Source organism: Streptomyces sp. NPDC001544 (genome assembly GCF_042894285.1).
Classification (GTDB): Bacteria; Actinomycetota; Actinomycetes; order Streptomycetales; family Streptomycetaceae; genus Streptomyces.
The window spans coordinates 286,120-309,008 of sequence record NZ_JBIAVN010000008.1; the positions used below are offsets into that span (position 1 = coordinate 286,120).

Below are 22,889 nucleotides of genomic sequence, written 5' to 3' on the forward strand. Positions count from 1 at the left end.
TATGACTGTCCTGAACACGTCCCTGCACGAGCTGGACCCGGAGATCGCCGCCGCGGTCGACGCCGAGCTGGAGCGCCAGCAGTCCACCCTCGAGATGATCGCCTCGGAGAACTTCGCCCCGCTCGCGGTCATGGAGGCGCAGGGCTCGGTCCTCACCAACAAGTACGCCGAGGGCTACCCGGGCCGCCGCTACTACGGCGGCTGCGAGCACGTCGACGTCGCCGAGCAGATCGCCATCGACCGGGTCAAGGAGCTGTTCGGCGCCGAGTACGCCAACGTGCAGCCGCACTCGGGCGCCTCCGCCAACCAGGCCGCCCTGTTCGCGCTCGCCCAGCCCGGGGACACCATCCTCGGCCTGGACCTGGCGCACGGCGGGCACCTCACCCACGGCATGCGGCTGAACTTCTCCGGCAAGCAGTTCGACGTGGTCGCCTACCACGTGGACCCCGCGACCGGCCTGGTCGACATGGCCGAGCTGGAGCGGCTGGCCAAGGAGCACCGGCCGAAGGTGATCATCGCGGGCTGGTCGGCGTACCCGCGGCAGCTCGACTTCGCCGAGTTCCGCCGGATCGCCGACGAGGTCGAGGCGCACCTGTGGGTCGACATGGCGCACTTCGCGGGCCTGGTCGCGGCCGGGCTGCACCCGAACCCGGTTCCGTACGCGGACGTCGTCACCTCCACCACCCACAAGACCCTCGGCGGGCCGCGCGGCGGCATCATCCTGGCGAAGAAGGAGTTCGCGAAGAAGCTGAACTCCTCCGTCTTCCCGGGCTTCCAGGGCGGTCCGCTGGAGCACGTGATCGCCGCGAAGGCGGTCTCCTTCAAGGTCGCCGCCTCCGAGGACTTCAAGGAGCGGCAGCGTCGTACGGTGGAGGGTGCGCGGATACTCGCCGAGCGGCTGACGGCCGCCGACGCCCGTGAGGCCGGCGTGAACGTGCTCTCCGGCGGTACGGACGTGCACCTGATCCTGGTGGACCTGCGTAACTCCGAGCTGGACGGGCAGCAGGCCGAGGACCGTCTCCACGAGGTGGGCATCACGGTCAACCGGAACGCCGTCCCGGACGACCCGCGTCCGCCGATGGTGACGTCGGGTCTGCGGATCGGCACGCCCGCGCTGGCCACCCGCGGCTTCACGGCGGAGGACTTCGCCGAGGTCGCGGACGTGATCGCGCAGGCGCTGAAGCCGTCCTACGACGCGGAGGCGCTGAAGGCCCGGGTCAAGGCCCTGGCCGGCAAGCACCCGCTGTACCCCGGCCTGAACCAGGCCTGAGAAGAGCAAGTCCCCGGTGGGGCACCCGGTACCGGTACACCGGGTGCCCCACCACCCCCCGCACTGAGGAGTTCACCGTGGCCATATCGGTCTTCGACCTGTTCTCGATCGGCATCGGCCCGTCCAGCTCCCACACGGTCGGCCCGATGCGCGCGGCGCGCATGTTCGCCCGCCGGCTGCGCAACGAGGACCTGCTCGCCCCCGTCGCCTCGGTCCGGGCCGAGCTGTACGGCTCGCTCGGGGCGACCGGCCACGGTCACGGCACGCCCAAGGCGGTGCTGCTCGGCCTGGAGGGCGCCTCGCCGCGCACGGTGGACGTGGAGACGGCCGACGAGCGGGTGGAGGAGATCAAGCGGTCGGGCCGGCTGAACCTCCTCGGCGAGCACGAGATCGCGTTCTCCTTCGACGACGACCTGGTCCTGCACCGCCGCAAGGCCCTCCCGTACCACGCCAACGGCATGACGTTGTGGGCGTACGACGCGCAGGGCGCCGAGGTGCTGACGAAGACGTACTACTCGGTCGGCGGCGGTTTCGTCGTCGACGAGGAAGCGGTCGGCGCGGACCGCATCAAGCTCGACGACACGGTCCTGAAGTATCCCTTCCGCACCGGCGACGAGCTGCTGCGCCTGACGAAGGAGACCGGCCTGTCGATCTCCGCGCTCATGCTGGAGAACGAGCGCGCCTGGCGCACCGACGAGGAGATCCGCGCGGGCCTGCTGGAGATCTGGCGGGTGATGCGGTCGTGCGTGGCGCGCGGCCTGTCCCGCGAGGGCATCCTGCCGGGCGGTCTGAGGGTACGGCGCCGAGCCGCCGTCTCCGCCCGCCAGCTGCGCGCCGAGGGCGACCCGCTGGCCCGCGCGATGGAGTGGATCACGCTCTACGCGATGGCCGTGAACGAGGAGAACGCCGCCGGGGGCCGTGTGGTCACCGCCCCGACGAACGGCGCGGCCGGCATCATCCCGGCCGTCCTGCACTACTACATGGACTTCGTCCCCGGCGCCGACGAGGAGGGCGTGGTCCGCTTCCTGCTCGCCGCCGGCGCCATCGGCATGCTCTTCAAGGAGAACGCCTCCATCTCCGGCGCCGAGGTCGGCTGCCAGGGCGAGGTCGGCTCCGCCTGCTCCATGGCGGCGGGCGCGCTGGCGGAGGTCCTGGGCGGCAGCCCGGAGCAGGTGGAGAACGCCGCCGAGATCGGCATGGAGCACAACCTCGGCCTGACCTGCGATCCGGTGGGCGGCCTGGTCCAGATCCCCTGCATCGAGCGCAACGGCATGGCCGCGGTCAAGGCGGTCACGGCCGCCCGCATGGCGATGCGCGGCGACGGCTCGCACAAGGTGTCCCTGGACAAGGTCATCAAGACGATGAAGGACACCGGCGCGGACATGTCCGTGAAGTACAAGGAGACGGCCCGGGGCGGGCTGGCGGTGAACATCATCGAGTGCTGAGGAAATGGGCCCTTCCCCGGAATGTCCCTGGGACGGACTTGATGGCCGACCCACCCGCAGCACCACCGCCGGCCACGTCAACGACTACCTGCGCAACCTGGTGAAGGAAGCTCCACCGTCGGCTGATGCACGGGGCACGTATTCCTGCGCGGCCGGAGGCGGACGGGCGGGGAGCGTCATCCGGTGCCGCGCCGCAGCAGCAGCCCCGGGGCCCTCCGAACGGCCCACGCGCCGATCAGGCCGATCACCGCGCCCCCGGCGACATCGGTCGGGTAGTGGGCGCCCGACTGCACCCGTTCGACGGCGACCATGGTGGCCGGTACCGCGCACAGGGCGCCGGCGGTCGGCCAGGCGGGGGCCACTGCGGCGGTGAAGGCGACGGCGGCCGCGGTGTGTCCGGAGGGGAAGGACGAGGAGCCGGGGCGGTCCTCGACCTCGTCGTGCGGGAACCAGTCCGCGGGCGGGCGGGGCCGGTCGGCCAGCTGCTTGCACAGGCCGTTGGCCAGCAGTTGCGCGACGGCGAGGGCCGCCAGGCCGGTCACCGCGGCTCGGCGGCCCCGTCGGCCGCCGAGCCATGTCATCGCGGTGGCGGCGCCGTACCACAGCTTCGAGTTCTCGGCGGCCTCCTCCACCACCGACAGCACCTTGCCCAGCTCGGGCGGGGTGCGGCACGCCGTCTGCCGCGTCAGGAGTCGATCGGTCTCACGCAGGACTGTCAGCAAACCCATGAGCTGCTGGTATCCCGGGTTGCCCGGCGGCAATCAGCCCGTCGGGAAGGCGGGTCACGGCTCATCCAGCCGCCGCAGGTCCGCCTCGTCCCAGGTGCTGGTGTCGCGCGGCTCGGTATAGGGCTCCTTGTCCGGGGGCAGGCCGCCGCTGATCGCCCGCTGCCGCACCGTCTCGGCATCGAACTCCAGTCCGAGCAGGATCGCGAGGTTGCTGATCCACAGCCAGACCAGGAAGACGATGACGCCGGCCATGGTGCCGTACGTCTTGTTGTACGAGCCGAAGTTCGCGACGTAGAACGCGAAGCCTGCGGAGGCGATCATCCAGATCAGCAGGGCGAGGAAACTGCCCGGCGTGATCCAACGGAAGCCCTTCACCTTGGCGTTCGGGCTCGCCCAGTACAGGATCGCGATCATGATCGTGACCAGGAGCACCAGGACGGGCCACTTGGCGATCGACCACACCGTCAGCGCGGTGTCGCCGATCCCGAGGGCCTGGCCGGCCTGGCGGGCCAGCGCGCCGGTGAAGACCACGATCAGCGCACTGGCCACCGCCAGCACCATCAGCGCCACCGTGATCCCGACGCGCACCGGAAGGATCTTCCACACCGGGCGCCCTTCCGGAATGTCGTAGACGTGGTTGGCCGCGCGGATGAACGCCGCGACGTATCCGGACGCCGACCACACCGCCACCACGATGCCGACGACGGCCACGATCGAGCCGGTGCCGGCGTTGTTCTGCAACTGCTCGACAGCCCGGGTGATGATGTCACGGGCCGAGCCGGGGGCCAGCTTCCTGAGATTGGCCAGTACCGTGTCCGTGGCCGACTTCCCGGTGATCCCGAGCAGCGACACCAGCACCAGCAGCGCGGGGAAGAGCGACAGGACGCCGTAGTACGTCAGGGCCGCGGCCCGGTCGGTCAGCTCGTCGTCCTTGAACTCCCGCAGACTGCCCTTGAGCACCGCGCCCCACGCCCGCTTGGGCAGCTTCGTCGGCGCGTCCGGTTCACGCCGCTGGACCTCGGGCCCGGGACCCGCCTCCTGGGGCGAGGGAGGCTGAGCGCTGTCGTGATCTTTCCGCCCCGGAACATGCAGTTTCATGACCGCCGGGTACCCCCGGACACCCGCTCACGCCTACCCCGGGTCCGGTTTGTCCGGATCGGCGCCGTCGGCGTGATCGGCGCGGCCGGCGCGGTCGGCTGTGCGCGGTCCCGCCGCCGTCAGTCGTGGAGGGCGTCGCGGACGGTGGGGTGGCAGTCGATGACCGTGTCCAGGCCGACGAGCCGCATCGTACGCAGCACGGACTCGGTCGGGGCGGCCAGACGCAGCCACCCCTCGGCCTCCCGGGCCGCCTGGTGCGCGGCGATCAGCAGGTTGATGCCGCTGGAGTCCATGAACGTCACCCCGCTGAGGTCCACCACCAGCCGCGGGGCGGACCCCCCGTCGGGGGGTGTCAGCACCCGGCGGAGCGGGTCGCCGGTGTCGTGGTCGATCTCCCCACACACGGCGATGACGTCGGTGCCGTCGACCGACGTACTGGTGATCGTCAGACGGTCCGGCCCTGCCGGTTGGCGGTTGTCTCCCACACTTCCCTCAACAACGACGCTCGGTGAGTCCACGGCCGGCACTTCCGGTCGGAAGGCTCCCCCGGATCCTACGGGCGTTACACCTGGTCCGACCCGCAGACCCGGAGTCTCCCGTTCCACCAAGGGCTACCGCATAGTAACCGCTTCCCCCTACGCTGCCGCCAACTCGGCGACAGCAAAGGGGATTTCACGTGCGTACAGTCAGACGGCTGGCGGCGCTGCTCGGTGCGGCCGCGATGGCACTGATGGGGCCCGGCAACGCCCATGCGGCGTCGGGGAAGTTCTCCGAGACCACGGCGATCGGTACGCACAACGCGTACGACAAGTCCAAGTACACCTACTTCGCACAGGCGTTGGACTCGGGTGCCTCGCTGCTCGAACTCGACGTCTACGCCGACAGCCTGAACCACCGCTGGCGGGTCAGCCACAGCAACCCGCTGGGCGACGACAACAACTGCGAGAAAGCCAGCACCCCCGGCGACCTGTACAGCAAGGACCGCAACCAGGACCTCGGCAGCTGCCTCGACAACATCGCGGCCTGGGACCAGCTCCACCCCGACCACGCGCCGATCGTCTTCAAGGTCGAGATGAAGGCCGGCTTCAACAACGACGCCGGGCTCGGCCCCGACGAGTTCGACTCCCTGGTCGCCTCGAAGCTGGGCAGCAGCGTCTACAAGCCGTCGGATCTGCTGGGCTCCGGCTACTCCACGCTGGACGCGGCGGCCAAGGCGAACGCGTGGCCGAGCCGGGCCACCCTCAAGGGCAAGTTCCTCTTCGAGCTGATCCCCGGCACGGTGGAGAAGTCCAACCCCTTCGACCACTACTGGACCGACCAGGAGTACGGCGACCACCTGCGCGACCTGTACGCGGCCGGGAACATCTCGGCGGCCCAGGCCTTCCCGGCGGTGCTGGGCGCGGCGAGCGGCGACCCGCGCACCAGCCGCTACGACGCCTCCATCCGGCCCTGGTTCGTGTTCTTCGACGGCGACGCGGCGACGTACGTCGACAACGGCTGGGCGACGTCCTTCTACTCCACGAACCACTACATCCTGATCATGACGGACGCCTACAACGTCTCCCCGGCCATCTCCTCGACCGCCCCGACGGACGCCGAGGTCGCCGCCCGGCTGTCGCTGCTGGCCGCGGACCACGCGAGCATCATCACCTCGGACTGGGCGGCGAAGTCGGCCTCGGTGCTGGGGTCGGTGACCACCCGGGGCTGACGGGCAGAACCCGGAATTCCGGGTCGGCGGCGGATCGCTCGTGCCAGTGTGGGGAATGAACCAGTCAACTCCTGTCACCCCCACTGACACTCAGGGAGTCCCCCCATGTTGCACGGCATTGACGTGAGCGCTTTCCAGTCGTCGTCGTACGACACCGACGGCCTCTCCTTCGTCTTCATCAAGGCGACGGAGGGCCGTTCGTACGTCAACCCCAGGCTCTCCGCCCAGACGAAGACCGCCCGGGACGCCGGCCTGGTCGTCGGCTTCTACCACTTCCTGTGGCCCGGCGACATCACCGCGCAGGCCGAGTACTTCGTCAGGCACGCCCCGGAGAAGGCGGGTGACATCCTCGCCGTCGACTGGGAGACGACCAGCGAGGGGACACACGCGAGCAACGCCGAGAAGGACCGCTTCCTGAGGAAGCTGGCGGAACTGCGGCCGCACAACCGGGTCGTGCTGTACGCGAACCGCCACTACTGGCTCGACGTCGACACCACGTCGGAGGCCGGCGACGGTCTGTGGATCGCGGACTACGTCTCCGCCGGTCATCCGCGCATCAAGGCCAAGTGGCTGTTCCACCAGTACACCGACGAACCGCACGACAAGAACGTGGCGCGCTTCCGGGACGAGGACTCCCTGCGGGAATGGACGAGGAAGGGCTGACGCCGGGGCAGGCCGGAGGGACCCCGGGGGGCCCTACCCCCGAAAGTCCGCCGGGCGCTCCTCGGACGCCTGCGCCAGCGCCTTCCGTACGGCGTCCACGCCCGCCTGCAGCCCGTAGACCGGGGTGCCGGGCTGCTGGCGCCAGGAGTCGTCGAGACCGCCCGCGTCGACCGTGTCGAACCCCAGTTCGTCGATCAGCGCCCGGACCTTCGCCTTGGCCGCCGCGTCGTCACCGGCCACCGGCAGGGCCATGCGGTCGGGGTCGCCGGCCGGGCGCGGGCGGTCGAGGATGTCCTGGGCGTAGGTGCCGTTGAACGCCTTGACGACGGGGTGGCCGAGGTGGCGTTCGGTCCAGCGGCTCTCGGTGAGGCCGTCGTCCTCGATCTCCGCGATACGGCCGTCCCGCTGCTGCGGGTAGTAGTTGCCGGTGTCGATCACCGCGACGCCCTCGGCCGCGCCGTCCAGCAGGCCCTTCGGCAGGTCCGGGACCGCCTTCAGGGGCACCGTGACGACCACGACCTCGGCGCCGCGCGCCGCCTCCTCGGCCGGTACGGGGGTCGCGCCCGTCTCCTCGGCCAGTTCGGTGAGCGTGTGCGGACCGCGGGAGTTCGCGACGGAGACGTCATGTCCGAGGGCGGTGAGCCGCCGGGTGAGGTTGCCGCCGATGTTGCCCGCGCCGATGATGCCGATCTTCATGACTGACCCTTCCGGGTTGATGCGGGGCATGCACTTGTCGTGTGGGGCAACCTCACGGGCGCGTGGGCTATTCCACCGGTGCGGCGACCGGGTGACCGTCGTCAGACCCGTACGACGATCTTTCCCGTGTGCCGGTTCGACTCCATCACACGGTGGGCCTCCCGGATCTCGTCCAGGCCGTCGAAGACCTCCCCCACGACCGGGCGGAGGGTGCCGTCGGCGAGACCGGAGCCGATGTAGTGAGCGGCGCGGCGACGGCCGTCCTCGGTGCCGGTGACGGTGAAGTTGCTGTAGCCGTGGACGGTCAGCGGCCAGGCCCGGGGCAGTTCGATGGGCCGCGCGGACAACCAGCCGTAGCTGACCAGGGTGCCGTCCTGGGCGGCGGCCTCGCCGAGCTCGCGGAAGAAGGAGCCGCCTACCGCGTCCAGCACGATGTCGGCGCCGCGCCCGCCGGTCAGCCGCCTGGTCTCGTTGACGACATCCTCCTCGCCGCTGACGACGACGTGCTCGGCGCCCAGGTCCAGCAGCTGCCGCCGCTTGGCCGCGGTGCGGGTGGTGGCGATCGGCACGGCGCCGGCACGTCGGACGACCTGGATCGCCGCGGTGCCGACCCCGCTGGACGCGCCGGTGATCAGCACATGGTCCCCGGCCGCCAGGCCGGCCCGCTGGACGAGGGCGCCGTAGGCGGTGGTGTAGGTGAGCCAGACCGCGGCGGCGGTGACGGCGTCGACCCGGGCGGGACGCGGGACGACCGCGGTCTCCGGCAGCAGCACCCGTTCGCCGTAGACCCCGTGGGAGCTGAGATTGAAGTTGGCCGCCGTCAGCACGAGGTCGCCCGGCGCGAAGGCGGTCACCCCGGCACCGACCGCCTCGACCTCGCCCGCGGCCTCGTAGCCGTTGCGCGAGCCCGGCAGGGGCGGCCGGTAGTAGTAGGTGCCGGAGCGGAGCATCGCCTCGGCCCGGTTGAGGCCGAGCGCCTCCACCTTGACGAGCACCTCGCCCGGGCCGGGCGCGGGCAGTTCGACGTCCTCGACCGTGAGGACGTCCGGGCCGCCGAGTTCATGAAAGAGCACTGTGCGTGCGGTGGTTGACATGACTCAGACGCTAGGGGGCGCACCGCGAGACGATCCATGTCCACTGCTCTCGATTTCCTGTCCGTACGTCTTCCCGGCCCGCACGGCCCGATACGCTCCCGCCATGGACGTGCTCAGCGACGCCGTCGCCGCGATGCGCACCGGGCGGCCGCACTCCGCGCGCCGGGACAAGTACGCGCCCTGGGGCGTGCGGTTCGCCGCCGCGGAGGAGGCCGGGTTCCACGTGGTGCTGCGCGGGTCGGCATGGCTGATCCCGGCGGAGGGCGAGCCGATGGCGCTGGCCCCCGGGGACGTGGCGTTCCTCGCGCACGGGCAGGAGCACGCGCTGGCCAGCGGGCTCGACGTACCGCTGCACGAGGTGCGGCTGCTGCCTGACGGCACCTGGAGCACGCCGCCGCCCGACGGGGCCCGCTCCGCTTGCGCGGACACGGTCACCCTGTGCGGCACCTACCGGCTGGACCGGTCCCGCGCCCACCGCCTGCTTGCCGAGCTGCCCCAGGTGGTGCACCTGCCCGCCAAGGTCGGCACGCACCGTTCGCTGCGGGCCGCGGTGGAACTGCTGGGGCTGGAACTGGAGGAGGCGCAGCCGGGTTCGGCGGCGATCGTCACCTCACTGCTGGACACCCTGCTGCTGTACATCCTGCGTGCCTGGTGGCAGACCGAGCGCGAGGCCGGACGGCTGCGGGGCTGGTCGGCCGCCCTGGCCGACCCGGCCATCTCGGCGGCGCTGCGCGCGATGCACGGCGACCCGGCCCACCCCTGGACGGTCGAGGAACTCGGCGCCAGGGGCGGCCTGTCCCGCGCCGCCTTCGCCCGTCGCTTCACCACACTGGTGGGCGAGCCACCGCTGACGTACCTGACCTGGTGGCGCATGACCACCGCCGGCCGTCTGCTGCGCCACGACGACCTCCCCCTCCGCCGGATCGCCCAACGCATCGGCTACACCTCGGAGTTCGCTTTCGCCAAAGCCTTCAAGCGGGAGTACGGGGTGGCGCCGGGGCAGTACCGCAGAGGGTCCTGAACCCGCTGAACGGCCATGGACATGAGGAAGGGGGGGCGCCCGTCCGGGCGCCCCCCTTCTCCTGGCGTCACTTGTTCAGGTACGCCCAGAACTCGTCGAACGAGAGCACCTTGTCGCCGTTGAGGTCGCGGGTCCTGATGACGGCCTCGGCCACCGTGTCGGTGACGTTCCAGTCACCGCCCTGGGCGAGGGCGGACTTGAACTCGGCGGCGGTGATGAAACCGTCACCGTCCGCATCGATCCGCTGGAACTGCTTGCGTGCTTCCTCGATGTCCGCCACCGATCCGCCCCTTTTGCGTCGCGTTTCTTCTGTCTTGCTGTCGTCCTGACGCAGGTCAGATTAACGGCCCGGCCAGGCCTTCAGTGCGGCGACCACCCAGGCGAACTCCTCCTGGTACCTCGGGCGCTCCGTCTCACCCTTGATGGCGGCCGCCAACTCCCGGTAGCGGGCGACCTCGTTGCCCAGATCGATGCGCCGCAGCACGACCGCCCGGTCGGTGTCCGTCCCGAGCAGCCCGGCCGGCACGACGTCCGCCTCCGGGTCGCCGGCCGGGTCGTCGGGGCCGCGGTCGGCGGCGTTGTACTCGAGCATTGAGAGGGGGCTGTCGTCTGCGCTCGGCTCAGCGGAAGATGCCGGTGTGGCCGAGCGAGTAGCGGCCCGGCTGGGGGTAGACGGCCAGGCCGTGCGGGCCGCTGCCGACCGGGATACGGGCCAGCTCGGTGCCGGTGCGGGTGTCGATGGCGTAGACCTCGGAGTCGTAGCGGCCGGACAGCCACAGGACCTTGCCGTCCGCGGAGACCCCGCCCATGTCGGGGCTGCCGCCGCCGGGCAGGTGCCATTTCGCGGTCAGCCGGTTCTGGGTGAAGTCGAAGATCGAGATGGTGCCCTCGCCCCGGTTGGAGATGTACATCTCGCGCGAGTCCCGGCTGACGTACAGCCCGTGACAACCCGCTCCGGTGGTGAGGAGCCTCGGCCGGCCGAAGGTGTCGCCGTCCAGGATCCACACACCGCCGGCCATCATGTCGGCGACGTAGAACCGTTTGCCGTCGGGCGAGACCTTGACGTCCTGCGGCATGGCGCCGTGCAGCGGCAGTTTCTGCTGGCCGATCACCTTCATCTTCTCGGTGTCGACCTTCAGCAGTTCGCCGCTGAACTCGCAGGAGACGATGAAGTACCGGCCGTCGAGGGAGAAGTCGGCGTGGTTGACGCCGGCGCAGCTCACGTGGACGGTCTTCGCCTTCCTCATGGTGTGGGCGTCGCGGAAGACCAGCTCGCGGTCGAGGGAGGCCATCACGATGGCGTATCTGCCGTTCGGCGTGAAGTACAGGTTGTAGGGGTCGTGGACGGAGACCGGCCGGCCCGCCTTCCCCGTGCTCGGGTCGATGGGGGTGAGGCTGTTGCCCCGGTCGTTGTTGACCCAGAGGGTCTTCAGATCCCAGGAGGGCACCACGTGCTGGGGCTGGCGGCCCACCGGGATCGTCTCGATGACCTCGTACGTCTTCGGGTCGATCACCGTGACGGTGTCGGAGTTCGTGTTGGGTACGTAGACCCGGGACGGGAAGTCCTTCACCACCGGGGAGAGCCGGCCCGGGCGGTCGGCGGCGTACACGTCGGCCGGATCGAGCACCGGCGGCATCCCGGGCAGCCCGTCGGCCTGCGGCCTGTGCACGGGCGGTCGGACGGGCGCGTCGCTGCCGTACGCCTCGTCGTTGCGGTGCTGGGTTCCGCCGCCGCACGCGGACAGCAGCGTCAGGGCGGCGAGGGCACAGCCGGCGGCCAGGGCGCGGGCGGCGTGGGTGGGGTGCATCAGCTCAGCAGCTCCGTGGTGGTGACCGCGCGCAGTCCACGGCGGCCGAGTTCTTGGAGTACGGCGGGGAGGGCGGCGACGGTGTCCGGATATCCGAAGTGCAGGCTCACCACGGATCCGGCACGGACCCGGTCCAGGACGGTGCGGGTGACGGCGGGGGCGCCGGGCCGGGTGTAGTCGAGGGAGTCGACGTCGAAGGACAGCACGTGCGGATAGCCCGCCTCCCGGGCCAGCCGGGTGACCAGCGAGGAGGCGGACCGGGCGCGGGAGGGGCGGAACCAGGTGCCGATGGAGCCGGTGAGCCGCCTGAGGCGGTCCGCGCAGCCCGTGATCTCGGTGCGGGCGTCGGCCTCGGACATGGCGTTGATCGCGAGGTGCCGCTCGGTGTGGTTGCCGAGGTCATGGCCGCCGTCCAGGATCCGGCGGGCCAGGTCGGGGTGCTCGTCGAGCCAGCTGCCGACGGCCAGCACGGTGATCCGGGCTCCCTGCCGCTCGGCCTCGGTGAGCAGGCGGTGGGCGAGGTCGGGTTCGCCCTGGCCGTGGAAGGTGAGGGCGACGGCCGAGCGGGTGCGCGGGCCATGGGTGATCTGGACGGGGTGCTGGGGGAAGGCGCGCGGGGGCGGGGCCGCTCGTGCCGTGGCCGCCGGATGGCCGGAGGCGTCGGGCCCGTTGGTGGACGCGGCGGTGGCGGCGGTGGCCGCAGGACGTGTGGGGACGCCCGTTCCCCCGCAGCCGGCGGCGAGCGCGCCCCCGGCGGCGAGCCCGGCGCCCGCGCGAAGCATCCCGCGTCGGTTGGTCGTGGTCACCCGCACCATTTAAGGGGCGGATGGTAAGAAAACCGGCGATTAACCCCAATAGGGGACGATCTGCGGGTCGCGTCGGATGTCCCGCCGAGCGGCGGCGCCGGTCAACGGCCGACACGGCCGGCACCGGCCAACGGCCGCACCGACCAACGGCCGACGCCGGTCAACGGTCGGCGACCCTCATCTCGAACCACGTCGTCTTGCCGCGCGGCAGCAGGTCCACGCCCCAGCGGTCGGAGAGTTTGTCGACCAGGAACAGGCCACGCCCGCTGATGTCCATCTCCTGAACCGGCATCAGACAGGGCAGTCCGCGGGAGGGGTCGCGGACCTCGACGCGGAGCCAGCCACGACGGCGGCGCATACGGAGGCCGAAGACGCGGGCGCCGGTGTGCCGTACGGCGTTGCCCACGAGTTCGGAGACGAGCAGGACGACGTCCTCCGTCGTCTTCGGGGTGAGTGCCCACTGGCGCAGCACGACGACCTGGGCGAGCCGGCGGGCGGTGGCCGCCGACTCCGGACGGGACGGCAGCGGGACCTCGGCCTCCGTCGGGTTGCCGAACAACTCCAGTGCTTTGAGCGCCCGTTCGTCCTCGACCGCAGGCGACCAGCGCGCCGCGGCCGCACGGCTGTGCCCCTGCGGCTGTTCGATGCCCTCCAGCCCCGCCATGCCCCCCATCATGGCCGTCCGCAGTGCCCTCCGGGGCCGTTCCGGCGGAATACGCCCCCGGGCGCTACCGTTGCTCGAGATCCGTTGCGCATATGCCATTGGCATGGAAACGGCGTCGGTGCCCCTCCCACCTGCGGTGACGAACCCCCGCCGGGCGACTGCAGCGCTCCCCCGCCGGGACGGGCCGAAGCTGCCGCGAAGCTGCCGTCGACCGCCCGGGCGAGGGATCCCGGATGAGACGTCTCGTCAATTGCAAGAGCAGGCGGGGCAGGGATTCACAGGAACTTGGCCTTCCCCGGCCCCTCCTCCACGAAGCTGCGCATGCCCCGCTCGCGGTCCTCGGTGGCGAACAGCCCCGCGAACCAGTTCCGCTCGACGGCGAGCCCGGTCTCGAGGTCGGTCTCCACGCCCGTGTCGATCGACTCCTTCGCCGCGCGCAGCGCGATAGCCGGCCCCTGCGCCAGCTTCGCGGCCCAGGCGTGCGCCTCGGCGTACACCTCGGCGGCCGGTACCACCCGGTCCACCAGACCGATCGACAGCGCCTCGTCGGCCTTCACCATGCGGCCGGTGAAGATGAGGTCCTTGGCCTTGGAGGGGCCGACCAGCCGGGGCAGCCGCTGGGTGCCGCCCGCGCCGGGAATCAGGCCGAGCAGGATCTCGGGCTGGCCGAGCTTGGCGTTGTCGGCGGCGATGCGGTAGTCGGCGCACAGGGCCAGTTCGCAGCCGCCGCCCAGCGCGTACCCCGTGACGGCGGCGACGACCGGCTTGGGGATGCGGGCCACGGCGGTGAAGGAGTCCTGCAGGGCGCGGGCGCGCAGGACCATCGCGGTGTGGTCCATCGCCTGCATCTCCTTGATGTCCGCGCCGGCCGCGAACACCTTCTCTCCGCCGTAGATCACCACGGCGCGCACGTCGTCGCGGCGCGTGGCCTCCTCGGCGAGTTCCTTGAGCCGGTCCTGCGTGGCGACGTCGAGCGCGTTCATGGGCGGACGGTCGAGCCGGAGAGTGCCGACGCCTTCGGCGACTTCGAGATTCACGGTCATGGGCAGCAGGTTAACGGGGGCTAACGGCGGTCGGCCGGGTGCGGTCGCTCACACCCCGCCGGGGGTCCGGGGGTCACCCCCGGGCAGACACAGCACGGGGGCTGACGGCAGCGGGCCCGGTGCTGTCGGTCACAGCACCGGGCCCGTACTTCGGTGAGGGCTGACGCCCACGTCAGCGCAGGCTCACGCCTTCCACTTGTCCCACGACATGTTCCAGCCGTTGAGGCCGTTGTCCGGGTCCACGGTCCGGTCGTGGGAGTGCTGGACGACCACCACGTCACCGATCATCGAGTGGTTGAAGAACCAGGCCGCCGGGACGCCGCTGTCGTAGCCCCCCTTGACGTCGCGCAGGCCCACGCAGCCGTGGCTGGCGTTGTAGTTGCCGAAGGCGCCGCCGCCCCAGTAGTTGCCGTGGATGAAGGTGCCGGAGTTGGTCAGGCGGATGGCGTGCGGGACGTCCTTGATGTCGTACTCGCCGCCGTAGCCGACGGTGTCGCCGTTCATCCGGGTCACGGTGAGCTTCTCGCTCATGACCATCTGCCCGTTCCAGGTGTCGTAGCCGGGCTTGCCGGTGGTGACCGGGATGGTCTTGACGACCTTGCCGTCCTGGGTGACCTTCATCGTGTGCTTCTTGGCGTCCACGACGGACACCTGGTTGCGGCCGATGGTGAACTTCACCGTCTTGGTCTGCTTGCCGTAGACGCCGTCACGGCCCTCGACGCCGTCCAGGTCGAGCTTGACGGTGACCTTGGTGCCGGACTTCCAGTACTTCTCGGGCCGGAAGTCCAGGCGGTCGTTGCCGAACCAGTGGCCCTCGACGTCGACGGCGGGCTCGGTCTTGATCCGGACGGCCTTCTCCACGTCCCCGGGCTTGGTGATGCCCCGGGTGAAGCGTATCGAGAACGGCATGCCGACGCCGACCGTGGAGCCGTCCTCGGGGGTGAAGTAGCCGAGGAAGGTGTTCTTCGGGGTCAGCGTGGTGAAGCTGGAGTCCTCGGCCGTCTGACGGCCCGCGGAGTCCTTGGCGACCGCGTGCACGGTGTACTTCGTGGCGGCGGCCAGATGGGTCGAGGGCGTCCAGCTGGTGCCCCCGCCGCTGATGCTGCCGGCGACCGTGGTCCCCTTGTCGTCCTTGACCTCGACCTCGGTCAGTCTGCCCTTGCCGGCGGTGACCTTGAGGGCGCCGCTGGTGTCGACCTCGTCGGCCCCGGTCTTCGGCGAGATGGTGACCACGGCCTCGGACTGCTTGCTCTGCGCGGCGGAGGTGTCCTTGCCCTTCCCGCCGCCGGACCCGGAGTCCGAGTCGCCGCCACCGCACGCGGTGGCGGCCATCAGCAGGGCGCCGGCTATGACCACCGGCCAGCCCTTCCGGCCCCGCCGGCCCCCCACCGACGCCCCCGATATCGGCCGCACGTTCAAGTTGTTCTCCCCTCCCCGAGCCTGGTCAGGCCCGCGCCCCGGCGCGCACCCCACGCACGCATCGGCGCATATTAACCGCAAGGTTTTGGGGATCGTGTCAGCTGATGGTCACCGTTTCGTAGCAACATCAACTGGCCGGGGCGGCCGGGGCCGACGGCGGGTCAACGCACCGCGCTGCCCGCCTTCCACTCCTTCCACCCCATGTTCCACCCGCCGAGGCCGTTGTCGGGAGCGACGGTCTTGTCGTTGCTGTGCACCACCTCGATGACGTCCCCGACCAGGCTGCGGTCGAAGAACCAGCCCGCGGGCGTGTCCGCACCGCCGCCCTTGACGTCCCTCAGGCCCACACAGCCATGGCTGACGTTGACGTTCCCGGGGGCGTCGGGGGCCCAGTAGTTGCCGTGCAGGAAGGTGCCCGAGTCGGTGAGTCTCATGGCGTGCGGGACGTCGGGGATGTCGTACTCGCCGCCGAACCCGACCGTGCGGCTGTTCATACGGGTGACCTCGAGCATCTCCATCACCACCATCTTCCCGTTGTAGGTGGTGGTTTCGGGCGCGCCGGCCGTGATGGGCACGGTGGCGAGCAGTTCGCCGTCCCTGCGTACCTCCATGGTGTGCTCGGCCGCGTCCACCACCGAGACCTGGCTGCGGCCGACGGTGAAGGAGAACGTCCGGTCCTGCAGCCCGTACACGCCGCGTGCCGCCTCGACGTCGCGCAGCCGCAGGTCGACGGTGACCTGCGTGCCGGGCTTCCAGTAGCGCTGGGGGCGGAAGTCCAGGCGGTCCTTGCCGAACCAGTGCGGGCGGATCTCCACATGGGGCCGCGCGGTGACGTGGACGGCCCGCTCGACGGCGGCCCGGTTCACGATCTCCCGGTTGAACGCGAGGGAGACGATCATCCCGGTGCCGACGGTGGCGCGGTTCTCGGGGGTGACGTACGCGATGAACCGCTGTTCGGGGACGTGCGTCGTGAACGTGGCGTGCCGGGCCGAGCGGTGCCCGTGGCCGTCCAGGGCCACCGCGTCGACGGTGTACCGGGCGGCGAGCGCCAGTTCGCGGTCGTCGGGTTCCCAGGCCATGCCGTCGTCGGTGAGATGACCGTGCACCGGGGTGTCCTGGGCGTCCTGGGAGCGGACGACCTTGACGGATTCCAGGCGTCCGTCGGGCACCCGTACGCGCAGTTTTTCACCCGGACGGACGTCCTTGCTGCCGTCGTCCGGGGAGATGCGGATGGCGTCCTTGGGTGCGGGGGGTTTGCCGAGGACCCGGTCGATGCCGATGTCGTCGGTGATGTCCGGACCGCAGCCCGCGGCCCCGGCCAGCAGTGCCGCCCATGTCAGTGCCGCCGCCAGCGCGGCGCCCGCGCGCCGTGCGCGTCCCTTTGCATGCCTCACGAGGGTCTCAACGACCGTCCCCGCCCTGGGGAAACGTGAGTGCGACGCTAGCGCTGGGCAGAACAGTGGGGAGGACGACGCGACGCGGCGCACGACGGGACCCGTGTACCCGTTTCCACGTCGTTCCACGAGCCGCGGGAGGCTGACCACGTGACCAGCTCGGCCGAGCAGCAGGTAGTGGCGGAACAGCGCGCCACGGTGGTGAGCGGCACGCGGCACGCCGCGGCGCCCACCGTGCCGGTCTGGCCGGGCGCGCCCACACCGCTGGGTGCCCGCTTCCGGGTCGGCCCGGACGGTGTGCGCGGCACGAACTTCGCGGTGTGGGCGGCGGGTGCGGAGTCGGTCCGGCTGTGTCTGTTCGACGAGCACGGCCGGGAGACCCGGGTGCCGCTGACCGAGCTGACGCACGAGATCTGGCACGGTTTCGTGCCCGGTGTGCTGCCCGGCCAGCGGTACGGCTACCGGGTGCACGGCCGCTGGGACCCGTGGACCGGTGCCCGCTGGAACCCGGCGAAGCTCCTCCTCGATCCGTACGCGCGTGCGGTGGACGGGGAGTTCGGCCTGCCGCCGGAGGTGTACGGGCATGTCCGCGACTGGCCGGACCAGCATGTCGCGGACACCGTGCGCGACGACCGGGACTCCGCGCCGCACGTCCCCAAGGGTGTCGTCGTCCATGACGACGACGACTGGTCCGACGACCGCCGTCCCAAGACCCCCTGGGCCGACTCCGTCATCTACGAGCTGCACATACGGGGCTTCACCAAGCTCCACCCGGGCATCCCGGAGAAACTGCGCGGCACCTACGCCGGCCTGGCCCACCCCGCCGCGATAGAGCACCTGGTGAAGCTGGGCGTGACGGCCGTCGAACTGCTCCCCGTCCACCAGTTCGCGCACGAGGACCACCTGCTGCGCCGGGGACTGGTGAACTACTGGGGCTACAACTCCATCGGGTACTTCGCCCCGCACGCCGCCTACGCGGCCTCCGGTACGACGGGCCAGCAGGTCGGCGAGTTCAAGCGCATGGTGCGGGCGCTGCACGCGGCGGGCATCGAGGTCATCCTCGACGTGGTCTACAACCACACCGCGGAGGCGGGCGAGCTGGGCCCGACCCTGTCCCTGAAGGGCATCGACAACCGCGGCTACTACCGGCTGCAGGACGACGCCCGCCGGTACGCCGACTACACGGGCTGCGGCAACACCCTGCACGTCGTACAGCCTCAGGTGCTCCGCCTGATCACGGACTCCCTGCGCTACTGGGTGACGGAGATGGGCGTGGACGGCTTCCGCTTCGACCTGGCCGCCGCGCTGGCCCGCTCGATGCACGACGTCGACATGCTCTCCCCGTTCCTCGCGGTGATCGCCCAGGATCCGGTGCTGCGCCGGGTGAAGCTGATCGCCGAGCCGTGGGACGTCGGCTCCGGCGGCTACCAGGTCGGCGCGTTCCCGCCGCTGTGGACGGAATGGAACGACCGCTACCGGGGCGCCGTCCGCGACTTCTGGCGCGGCGCCCTGCCCGACGTACGCGACCTCGGCTACCGCCTGTCGGGCTCCAGCGACCTGTACGCCTGGGGCGGCCGGCGCCCCTACGCCTCCGTCAACTTCATCACCGCGCACGACGGTTTCACCCTGCGCGACCTCGTGTCGTACGAGCGCAAGCACAACGAGGCGAACGGCGAGCAGAACCGGGACGGCTCGGACGACAACCGCTCCTGGAACTGCGGGGCGGAGGGCGAGACGGACGACGCCGGGATACGGGGCCTGCGCCGCCGCCAGTTGCGGAACCTGATGACGACCCTCCTGCTCTCCACCGGCGTCCCCATGCTGGTGGCCGGCGACGAGATGGGCCGCACCCAGCGCGGCAACAACAACGCCTACTGCCAGGACAACGAGATCGGCTGGCTGGACTGGAGCCTCCTGGACGACCCCGGCTGGCGCCCGCTGTTCGAGCTGACCTCCCGCCTGATCGCGCTGCGCCACCGCCACCCGGTGCTGCGCCGCCGCGCCTTCTTCTCCGGCCGCGCCCACTCGGCGGACGGTCTGAGGGACCTGGCCTGGTTCACCTCCCGCGGCACGGAGATGACGGAGGCCGACTGGTACGCGCCCGCCGCCACCCTCGGCATGTACCTCTCGGGCCGCGACATACCCGGCCGGGACACGCGGGGCGCGCCGGTCGCCGACGACAGCTTCCTCGCGGTGCTGCACGCGGGCCACGCCCCGGTGCCGTTCGTGCTGCCCGGCCCGCCGTGGGCCGAGCGGTACGAGGTGGTCGTCGACACCTCCCGGGAGGACCAGGGCGAGGCCCCGGCGGTGGCGCACGCGGCGGGGACGGAGATCACGGTGCCGGGGCGGTCGGTGCTGCTGCTGAGGGTGGGCTGAACGGCCGCCGGGGGGCTCGTCAGCCGAGGATCCCCCGGTCGTAGGCCGTCGCAACGGCCGCCGCGCGGTCGTTGACGCCCAGTTTGGCGTACAGATGGGTGAGGTGGGTCTTGACCGTCGCCTCGCTGATGAACAGTTCGCGGGCGATCTCCCGGTTGGACGTGCCCTTGGCGACCAGGGCCAGCACTTCGCGTTCGCGTGCGGAGAGCGGCTCGTTGCCGGGGGACCGGGGAGTGCGGACGGCGGAGACCAGACGGGTGGCGACGGCCGGGGACAGCACGGTGCGGCCCTCGGCGGCGGCCCGGACGGCGGTGAAGAGTTCGTCGCGCGGGGCGTCCTTCAGCAGATAGCCCGTCGCGCCGGCCTCGATGGCGGGCAGGGTGTCGGAGTCGGTGTCGTACGTCGTCAGTACGAGGACCTTGGCACGGGCGCCGCGCCGGGTCAGTTCGCGGATGGCGTCCACTCCCCCGCCGCCGGGCATGCGCAGGTCCATCAGGACGACGTCGGGGTCGAGGGCGGCGGCCCGTTCGAGCGCCTCGACGCCGCTTGCCGCCTCTCCCAGCACGGTGAAGCCGGGCGCGGACTCGAACATGCCGCGCAGGCCGTCGCGTACGACCGGGTGGTCGTCGACGAGCAGCAGGGAGATCGTCTTTTGCGGCGCGTCACTGGTCATGGCGGACCAACGGTACGCGAGCCGACAGGGCGGTGCCGTGGCCCTGCTCGGATTCCACGGTCAGGGAGCCCGCGATGCGTTCGGCGCGGGCGCGCATGCCGTCGAGACCGAACCCGCCCGCGCGGGTGCGTTCCGGGAGGGCGAGGGGGTCGAAGCCGGTGCCGTCGTCGCGGATGTCGAGGATGACCTCGTCGCCCAGGTAGGAGAGGGTGACGCCGACACGGGAGGCGCGTGCGTGGCGGGCGGCGTTCGACAGGGCCTCCTGGACGATCCGCAGGAGGGTCGCCGCGACCTCCTCGTGGAGCTGTTCCGCGGTGCCGGTGACCGTGAAGTCGGCGCGGGTACCGGTTCGTCGGCCCCATTCGTCGACCGTCTTCTGCAGGGCTTCGGGCAGCCCGTCGTGCTCCAGCGCGACCGGCGCCAGGTTGTGCACGGAGCGGCGGGCCTCGCCGAGGCTGTGCCGGGCCAGGTTCACGGCGCGGTCCACGTGCTCGCGGGCCTGGTCCGGGTCGGGGGTGTTCGCGACGACCTGGAGCTGGGCGATGATGCCGGTCAGGCCCTGGGCGAGGGTGTCGTGGATCTCGGCGGCCAGCCGCCGGCGTTCGTCGGCGACGCCTGCCTCCCTTGCCTGCACGAGGAGTTGGGCGTGCAGGGCGGCGTTCTCGTCGAGGGCCTGCTGCAACGCGGCGTTGGTGCGCTCGAGTTCGGCGATGGTCGCGGTGCGTTCCCGGGAGCGCAGCGTCTCCTGCGTGGTGAGGTGGGCGACCACCATCTGCAGGGCGGAGTTGGCGGCCAGGAGTGCGGCGAAGACGAGCCACTGGACCGCGCCGCGGATCGGCATCCCGCCGGCCTGCGCCCCGGCCACGGTGACCGCGCTCGCGAACAGGCCGAGCTTCTGCCACCTGCTCGGGACCGTCTCGTCGGCGTCCATGTAGCCGCTGGCGGCATAGAAGGCGAAGAACGGGTTCAGCCAGGTGAGGGCGAAGGCGACGGCCCACCGGACGCCGTAGTAGGCCGTGCCGGCCCGGGAGGGGGTCCGGCCCCGGTCGGGCAGGCGGCGCCGGTGGCCGTGCCACCACAGCTGAAGCGCGACCGCCGTGGCGATCAGGGCCCAGCCGGTGTACCACTTGGCCGGGGGTGCGTGCGGGTCGGCGGTGGCGAGCGCGGGGCCGAGACCGATGACGAGCAGACCGTACGGCCCCCAGGTGTGCAACTGATCCCAGCGCCGCTCGATCTGCCTGTCCCTCGCTGTCATCTCCCCAGTCTCCACGGGCGGTTCGCCTACTCCCAGCGGAACCAGCGGCCGGCCGCACCGGTCAGCAGCAGGATCCACACCGCCGGCACGCCCAGGTGTCCCCACCCCGGCCAGTGCCCGGCCGCCGCCTGGTTCAGCGCCTGCACGGCGGCCCCGAACGGGGTCAGCCCGACCACCCGGGCCATCGCGTGCGGCATCTCCTGCACCGGCAGCCACACCCCCGCGCAGAACATCGACGGGAAGAGCACGGCCGAGCCGATCGCACCGGCGATCTTCGTGGTGCGGGACAGCGCGGAGACCAGGGAGCCGAGGGCGAGGGCCACCGCGGTGGTGAGGAGCAGGGCCAGGAGATAGCCGACCGGCTGCTCGGGCAGCGTCACGTCGAAGGCGAGCCGGCCGACGGCGAGCGCGAGCAGCGCCGAGCCCAGCGCCACCGTGCCCTGCACGGCCATCTGGGCGGACAGCAGCGCGGAGGGCCGTACGGGAGTGAGCCGCATCCGGCGCAGCACGCCCCGCTCCCGGTAGCCGGTCAGGGCCTGGGGCAGGGCCTGCGCGCCGGACATGATCAATGCCATCAGCACGACGACGGGCGTGTAGGCGTCGACCGGCCGCAGCCCGCCGAGGGACTTGTCGGCCTCCCGGAACGACGGTATCGAGCCGAGGATCACCAGGAGCAGCGTCGGGAACAGGGAGATCCAGAAGACGGCCCCCGGCTCGCGGCGGAACAGACGGAACTCGGTGCGCAGGACGGCGGTGTTCATGCCGGGGTCTCCTCGGTGTTCTTCGCGGTCAGGTCCAGGAAGGCGTCGTCGAGGGTGGCGTCCACGACGCGGAGTTGGTGGGCGGTGACGCGGTGCCGGGCGAGCAGGGTGACGACCGCGTTCACGGTCTCGTCGGTGCCGGAGAGGGTGATCCGGCCGTCCTTGCGTTCGATCGAGGCGAGCGCGGGGAGGGCGTTCAGGTCACGGTCGTCCAGCGGGGCGGAGGGGGTGAAACTGATGACGGTCGCGCCCGCCGAGCGCCGGATGAGGCCGGCCGGGGTGTCCAGGGCGGACACCCGCCCCCTGTCGATCACGGCGATGCGGTCGCACAGGCGCTGGGCCTCCTCCATGAAGTGGGTGACGAGGAGGACGGTGACGCCACCGGCCCGCACGTCCTCGATGAGCTGCCAGGTGTCCCGGCGGGCACGTGGGTCGAGGCCCGTCGTCAGCTCGTCGAGGACGACGATCCGGGGATTGCCGATCAGCGCCAACGCGATGAACAGCCGCTGCTTCTGACCGCCGGACAGCTTGGCGAACCGCGTGTCGAGCTTCGGCGTCAGCCCGAGCCGCTCGGCGAGGGGCGCCCAGGCCGCCGGGTTCGGATAGAAGGAGGCGTACAGCTCCAGCGCCTCGCGGACGGTGAGCTTGGGCTGGAGCTCGCTCTGCTGGAGCTGGGCGCCGAGCACGCGGGACACGCGCGCGTGGTCGGCGACGGGGTCCAGGCCCGTGACACGGACCCGGCCGCCGTCCGGGACGCGCAGTCCCTCGACGCACTCGACGGTGGTGGTCTTGCCGGCGCCGTTCGGGCCGAGGATCCCGAAGATCTCGCCCTCCTCGACGGCGAAGGACACACCGTCGACGACAGGCCGGCCGCCGTAGGACTTGCGCAGGTCGCTGACTTCGATGACGGATGGCATGCCTAGAGCGTCCCGGGACAGGGCCGCCGACCACATCGGCCGTCACGCTC

23 protein-coding genes are annotated in these 22,889 nt (G+C 71.3%); 6 read left to right on the forward strand and 17 right to left on the reverse strand.

Features of this window, described 5'->3' with window-relative positions; translation table 11 throughout:
* Position 1 precedes the first annotated feature (1 nt).
* Both glyA and ACFY0F_RS22450 read left to right on the forward strand, forming a co-directional pair.
* Positions 2 to 1,270: a serine hydroxymethyltransferase gene (gene glyA, locus ACFY0F_RS22445; protein WP_388796957.1), complete on the forward strand. Its 1,269-nt coding sequence runs from the start codon at positions 2 to 4 to the stop codon at positions 1,268 to 1,270.
* Between the two features lie 77 nt (positions 1,271 to 1,347).
* Positions 1,348 to 2,715, forward strand: a complete 1,368-nt coding sequence (locus ACFY0F_RS22450) for an L-serine ammonia-lyase (protein ID WP_388796960.1) — start codon at positions 1,348 to 1,350, stop codon at positions 2,713 to 2,715.
* Between the two features lie 176 nt (positions 2,716 to 2,891).
* Here ACFY0F_RS22450 and ACFY0F_RS22455 read toward each other — a convergent pair whose 3' ends face one another.
* The 3 genes from ACFY0F_RS22455 to ACFY0F_RS22465 form a co-directional block, all read right to left on the reverse strand.
* The gene (locus tag ACFY0F_RS22455) at positions 2,892 to 3,443 is read right to left on the reverse strand and encodes a phosphatase PAP2 family protein (protein ID WP_388796964.1); all 552 of its coding nucleotides are present in this window, start codon (positions 3,441 to 3,443) and stop codon (positions 2,892 to 2,894) included.
* 54 nt (positions 3,444 to 3,497) lie between these two features.
* Positions 3,498 to 4,541, reverse strand: coding sequence for a YihY/virulence factor BrkB family protein (locus ACFY0F_RS22460; protein WP_388796967.1), 1,044 nt, complete (start codon positions 4,539 to 4,541; stop codon positions 3,498 to 3,500).
* A gap of 119 nt (positions 4,542 to 4,660) precedes the next feature.
* Positions 4,661 to 5,026, reverse strand: coding sequence for an STAS domain-containing protein (locus tag ACFY0F_RS22465; protein ID WP_388796970.1), 366 nt, complete (start codon positions 5,024 to 5,026; stop codon positions 4,661 to 4,663).
* A 191-nt stretch (positions 5,027 to 5,217) separates the two neighbouring features.
* On the opposite strand from ACFY0F_RS22465, the gene ACFY0F_RS22470 reads away from it, so the two are divergent.
* Both ACFY0F_RS22470 and ACFY0F_RS22475 read left to right on the forward strand, forming a co-directional pair.
* Complete coding sequence (locus ACFY0F_RS22470) at positions 5,218 to 6,249, forward strand: phosphatidylinositol-specific phospholipase C domain-containing protein (RefSeq protein WP_388796973.1); 1,032 nt, start codon at positions 5,218 to 5,220, stop codon at positions 6,247 to 6,249.
* A 105-nt stretch (positions 6,250 to 6,354) separates the two neighbouring features.
* Positions 6,355 to 6,912: a GH25 family lysozyme gene (locus ACFY0F_RS22475; RefSeq protein ID WP_388796976.1), complete on the forward strand. Its 558-nt coding sequence runs from the start codon at positions 6,355 to 6,357 to the stop codon at positions 6,910 to 6,912.
* 33 nt (positions 6,913 to 6,945) lie between these two features.
* Here the strand turns inward: ACFY0F_RS22475 and ACFY0F_RS22480 are convergent, their stop codons facing one another.
* Together ACFY0F_RS22480 and ACFY0F_RS22485 are read right to left on the reverse strand one after the other, a co-directional pair.
* Positions 6,946 to 7,608, reverse strand: a complete 663-nt coding sequence (locus ACFY0F_RS22480) for an NADPH-dependent F420 reductase (RefSeq protein ID WP_388796979.1) — start codon at positions 7,606 to 7,608, stop codon at positions 6,946 to 6,948.
* A gap of 101 nt (positions 7,609 to 7,709) precedes the next feature.
* Positions 7,710 to 8,702 (reverse strand): zinc-dependent alcohol dehydrogenase family protein, encoded by a 993-nt coding sequence (locus ACFY0F_RS22485; protein ID WP_388796982.1) that lies wholly within the window; start codon positions 8,700 to 8,702, stop codon positions 7,710 to 7,712.
* Positions 8,703 to 8,805: 103 nt separating this feature from the next.
* Here ACFY0F_RS22485 and ACFY0F_RS22490 point away from each other — a divergent pair, with 103 nt between their 5' ends.
* Positions 8,806 to 9,723, forward strand: coding sequence for an AraC family transcriptional regulator (locus ACFY0F_RS22490; RefSeq protein ID WP_388796985.1), 918 nt, complete (start codon positions 8,806 to 8,808; stop codon positions 9,721 to 9,723).
* 67 nt (positions 9,724 to 9,790) lie between these two features.
* Here ACFY0F_RS22490 and ACFY0F_RS22495 read toward each other — a convergent pair whose 3' ends face one another.
* From ACFY0F_RS22495 to ACFY0F_RS22530, 8 genes are all read right to left on the reverse strand, one after another.
* On the reverse strand, positions 9,791 to 10,003 hold the full coding sequence (locus tag ACFY0F_RS22495; RefSeq protein WP_355938530.1) for an EF-hand domain-containing protein: 213 nt from the start codon (positions 10,001 to 10,003) through the stop codon (positions 9,791 to 9,793).
* 60 nt (positions 10,004 to 10,063) lie between these two features.
* Positions 10,064 to 10,315, reverse strand: coding sequence for an acetyltransferase (locus ACFY0F_RS22500; RefSeq protein WP_388796989.1), 252 nt, complete (start codon positions 10,313 to 10,315; stop codon positions 10,064 to 10,066).
* A 28-nt stretch (positions 10,316 to 10,343) separates the two neighbouring features.
* On the reverse strand, positions 10,344 to 11,531 hold the full coding sequence (locus ACFY0F_RS22505; protein ID WP_388796992.1) for a YncE family protein: 1,188 nt from the start codon (positions 11,529 to 11,531) through the stop codon (positions 10,344 to 10,346).
* Entirely contained in the window at positions 11,531 to 12,337 is an 807-nt protein-coding gene (locus tag ACFY0F_RS22510; RefSeq protein WP_388796995.1) for a polysaccharide deacetylase family protein, read from the reverse strand. Before ACFY0F_RS22510 ends, ACFY0F_RS22505 begins: the two co-directional genes overlap by 1 nt.
* Positions 12,338 to 12,497: 160 nt before the next feature.
* Positions 12,498 to 13,001, reverse strand: a complete 504-nt coding sequence (locus tag ACFY0F_RS22515; protein WP_388796998.1) for an ATP-binding protein — start codon at positions 12,999 to 13,001, stop codon at positions 12,498 to 12,500.
* A gap of 275 nt (positions 13,002 to 13,276) precedes the next feature.
* Positions 13,277 to 14,044, reverse strand: coding sequence for an enoyl-CoA hydratase/isomerase family protein (locus ACFY0F_RS22520; RefSeq protein WP_388797001.1), 768 nt, complete (start codon positions 14,042 to 14,044; stop codon positions 13,277 to 13,279).
* A 183-nt stretch (positions 14,045 to 14,227) separates the two neighbouring features.
* Positions 14,228 to 15,463: an Ig-like domain-containing protein gene (locus ACFY0F_RS22525; RefSeq protein ID WP_388797004.1), complete on the reverse strand. Its 1,236-nt coding sequence runs from the start codon at positions 15,461 to 15,463 to the stop codon at positions 14,228 to 14,230.
* 161 nt (positions 15,464 to 15,624) lie between these two features.
* Positions 15,625 to 16,857, reverse strand: coding sequence for an Ig-like domain-containing protein (locus ACFY0F_RS22530; RefSeq protein ID WP_388797007.1), 1,233 nt, complete (start codon positions 16,855 to 16,857; stop codon positions 15,625 to 15,627).
* A gap of 150 nt (positions 16,858 to 17,007) precedes the next feature.
* Here ACFY0F_RS22530 and glgX point away from each other — a divergent pair, with 150 nt between their 5' ends.
* Complete coding sequence (gene glgX, locus ACFY0F_RS22535) at positions 17,008 to 19,233, forward strand: glycogen debranching protein GlgX (RefSeq protein ID WP_388797010.1); 2,226 nt, start codon at positions 17,008 to 17,010, stop codon at positions 19,231 to 19,233.
* A gap of 19 nt (positions 19,234 to 19,252) precedes the next feature.
* Here the strand turns inward: glgX and ACFY0F_RS22540 are convergent, their stop codons facing one another.
* The 4 genes from ACFY0F_RS22540 to ACFY0F_RS22555 are packed head-to-tail and all read right to left on the reverse strand — an operon-like array spanning position 19,253 to position 22,839.
* Positions 19,253 to 19,906: a response regulator gene (locus ACFY0F_RS22540; protein ID WP_388797013.1), complete on the reverse strand. Its 654-nt coding sequence runs from the start codon at positions 19,904 to 19,906 to the stop codon at positions 19,253 to 19,255.
* Positions 19,896 to 21,161 (reverse strand): sensor histidine kinase, encoded by a 1,266-nt coding sequence (locus ACFY0F_RS22545; RefSeq protein WP_388797016.1) that lies wholly within the window; start codon positions 21,159 to 21,161, stop codon positions 19,896 to 19,898. The genes ACFY0F_RS22540 and ACFY0F_RS22545 overlap by 11 nt, the downstream gene beginning before the upstream one ends.
* Before the next feature lie 26 nt (positions 21,162 to 21,187).
* Positions 21,188 to 21,922, reverse strand: coding sequence for an ABC transporter permease (locus ACFY0F_RS22550; RefSeq protein ID WP_388797019.1), 735 nt, complete (start codon positions 21,920 to 21,922; stop codon positions 21,188 to 21,190).
* Positions 21,919 to 22,839 (reverse strand): ABC transporter ATP-binding protein, encoded by a 921-nt coding sequence (locus tag ACFY0F_RS22555; RefSeq protein WP_388797022.1) that lies wholly within the window; start codon positions 22,837 to 22,839, stop codon positions 21,919 to 21,921. The genes ACFY0F_RS22550 and ACFY0F_RS22555 overlap by 4 nt, the downstream gene beginning before the upstream one ends.
* Between the last annotated feature and the right edge of the window lie 50 nt (positions 22,840 to 22,889).

Bases quoted from the DNA above. Each gene is read 5' to 3' on its own strand.
- glyA (WP_388796957.1), top strand. From the start codon at position 2: ATGACTGTCCTGAACACGTCCCTGCACGAGCTGGACCCGGAGATCGCC.
- ACFY0F_RS22455 (WP_388796964.1), bottom strand. From the start codon at position 3,443: ATGGGTTTGCTGACAGTCCTGCGTGAGACCGATCGACTCCTGACGCGG.
- ACFY0F_RS22460 (WP_388796967.1), bottom strand. From the start codon at position 4,541: ATGAAACTGCATGTTCCGGGGCGGAAAGATCACGACAGCGCTCAGCCT.
- ACFY0F_RS22475 (WP_388796976.1), top strand. From the start codon at position 6,355: ATGTTGCACGGCATTGACGTGAGCGCTTTCCAGTCGTCGTCGTACGAC.
- ACFY0F_RS22480 (WP_388796979.1), bottom strand. From the start codon at position 7,608: ATGAAGATCGGCATCATCGGCGCGGGCAACATCGGCGGCAACCTCACC.
- ACFY0F_RS22485 (WP_388796982.1), bottom strand. From the start codon at position 8,702: ATGTCAACCACCGCACGCACAGTGCTCTTTCATGAACTCGGCGGCCCG.
- ACFY0F_RS22490 (WP_388796985.1), top strand. From the start codon at position 8,806: ATGGACGTGCTCAGCGACGCCGTCGCCGCGATGCGCACCGGGCGGCCG.
- ACFY0F_RS22500 (WP_388796989.1), bottom strand. From the start codon at position 10,315: ATGCTCGAGTACAACGCCGCCGACCGCGGCCCCGACGACCCGGCCGGC.
- ACFY0F_RS22505 (WP_388796992.1), bottom strand. From the start codon at position 11,531: ATGCACCCCACCCACGCCGCCCGCGCCCTGGCCGCCGGCTGTGCCCTC.
- ACFY0F_RS22515 (WP_388796998.1), bottom strand. From the start codon at position 13,001: ATGGCGGGGCTGGAGGGCATCGAACAGCCGCAGGGGCACAGCCGTGCG.
- ACFY0F_RS22520 (WP_388797001.1), bottom strand. From the start codon at position 14,044: ATGACCGTGAATCTCGAAGTCGCCGAAGGCGTCGGCACTCTCCGGCTC.
- ACFY0F_RS22540 (WP_388797013.1), bottom strand. From the start codon at position 19,906: ATGACCAGTGACGCGCCGCAAAAGACGATCTCCCTGCTGCTCGTCGAC.
- ACFY0F_RS22545 (WP_388797016.1), bottom strand. From the start codon at position 21,161: ATGACAGCGAGGGACAGGCAGATCGAGCGGCGCTGGGATCAGTTGCAC.
- ACFY0F_RS22550 (WP_388797019.1), bottom strand. From the start codon at position 21,922: ATGAACACCGCCGTCCTGCGCACCGAGTTCCGTCTGTTCCGCCGCGAG.
- ACFY0F_RS22555 (WP_388797022.1), bottom strand. From the start codon at position 22,839: ATGCCATCCGTCATCGAAGTCAGCGACCTGCGCAAGTCCTACGGCGGC.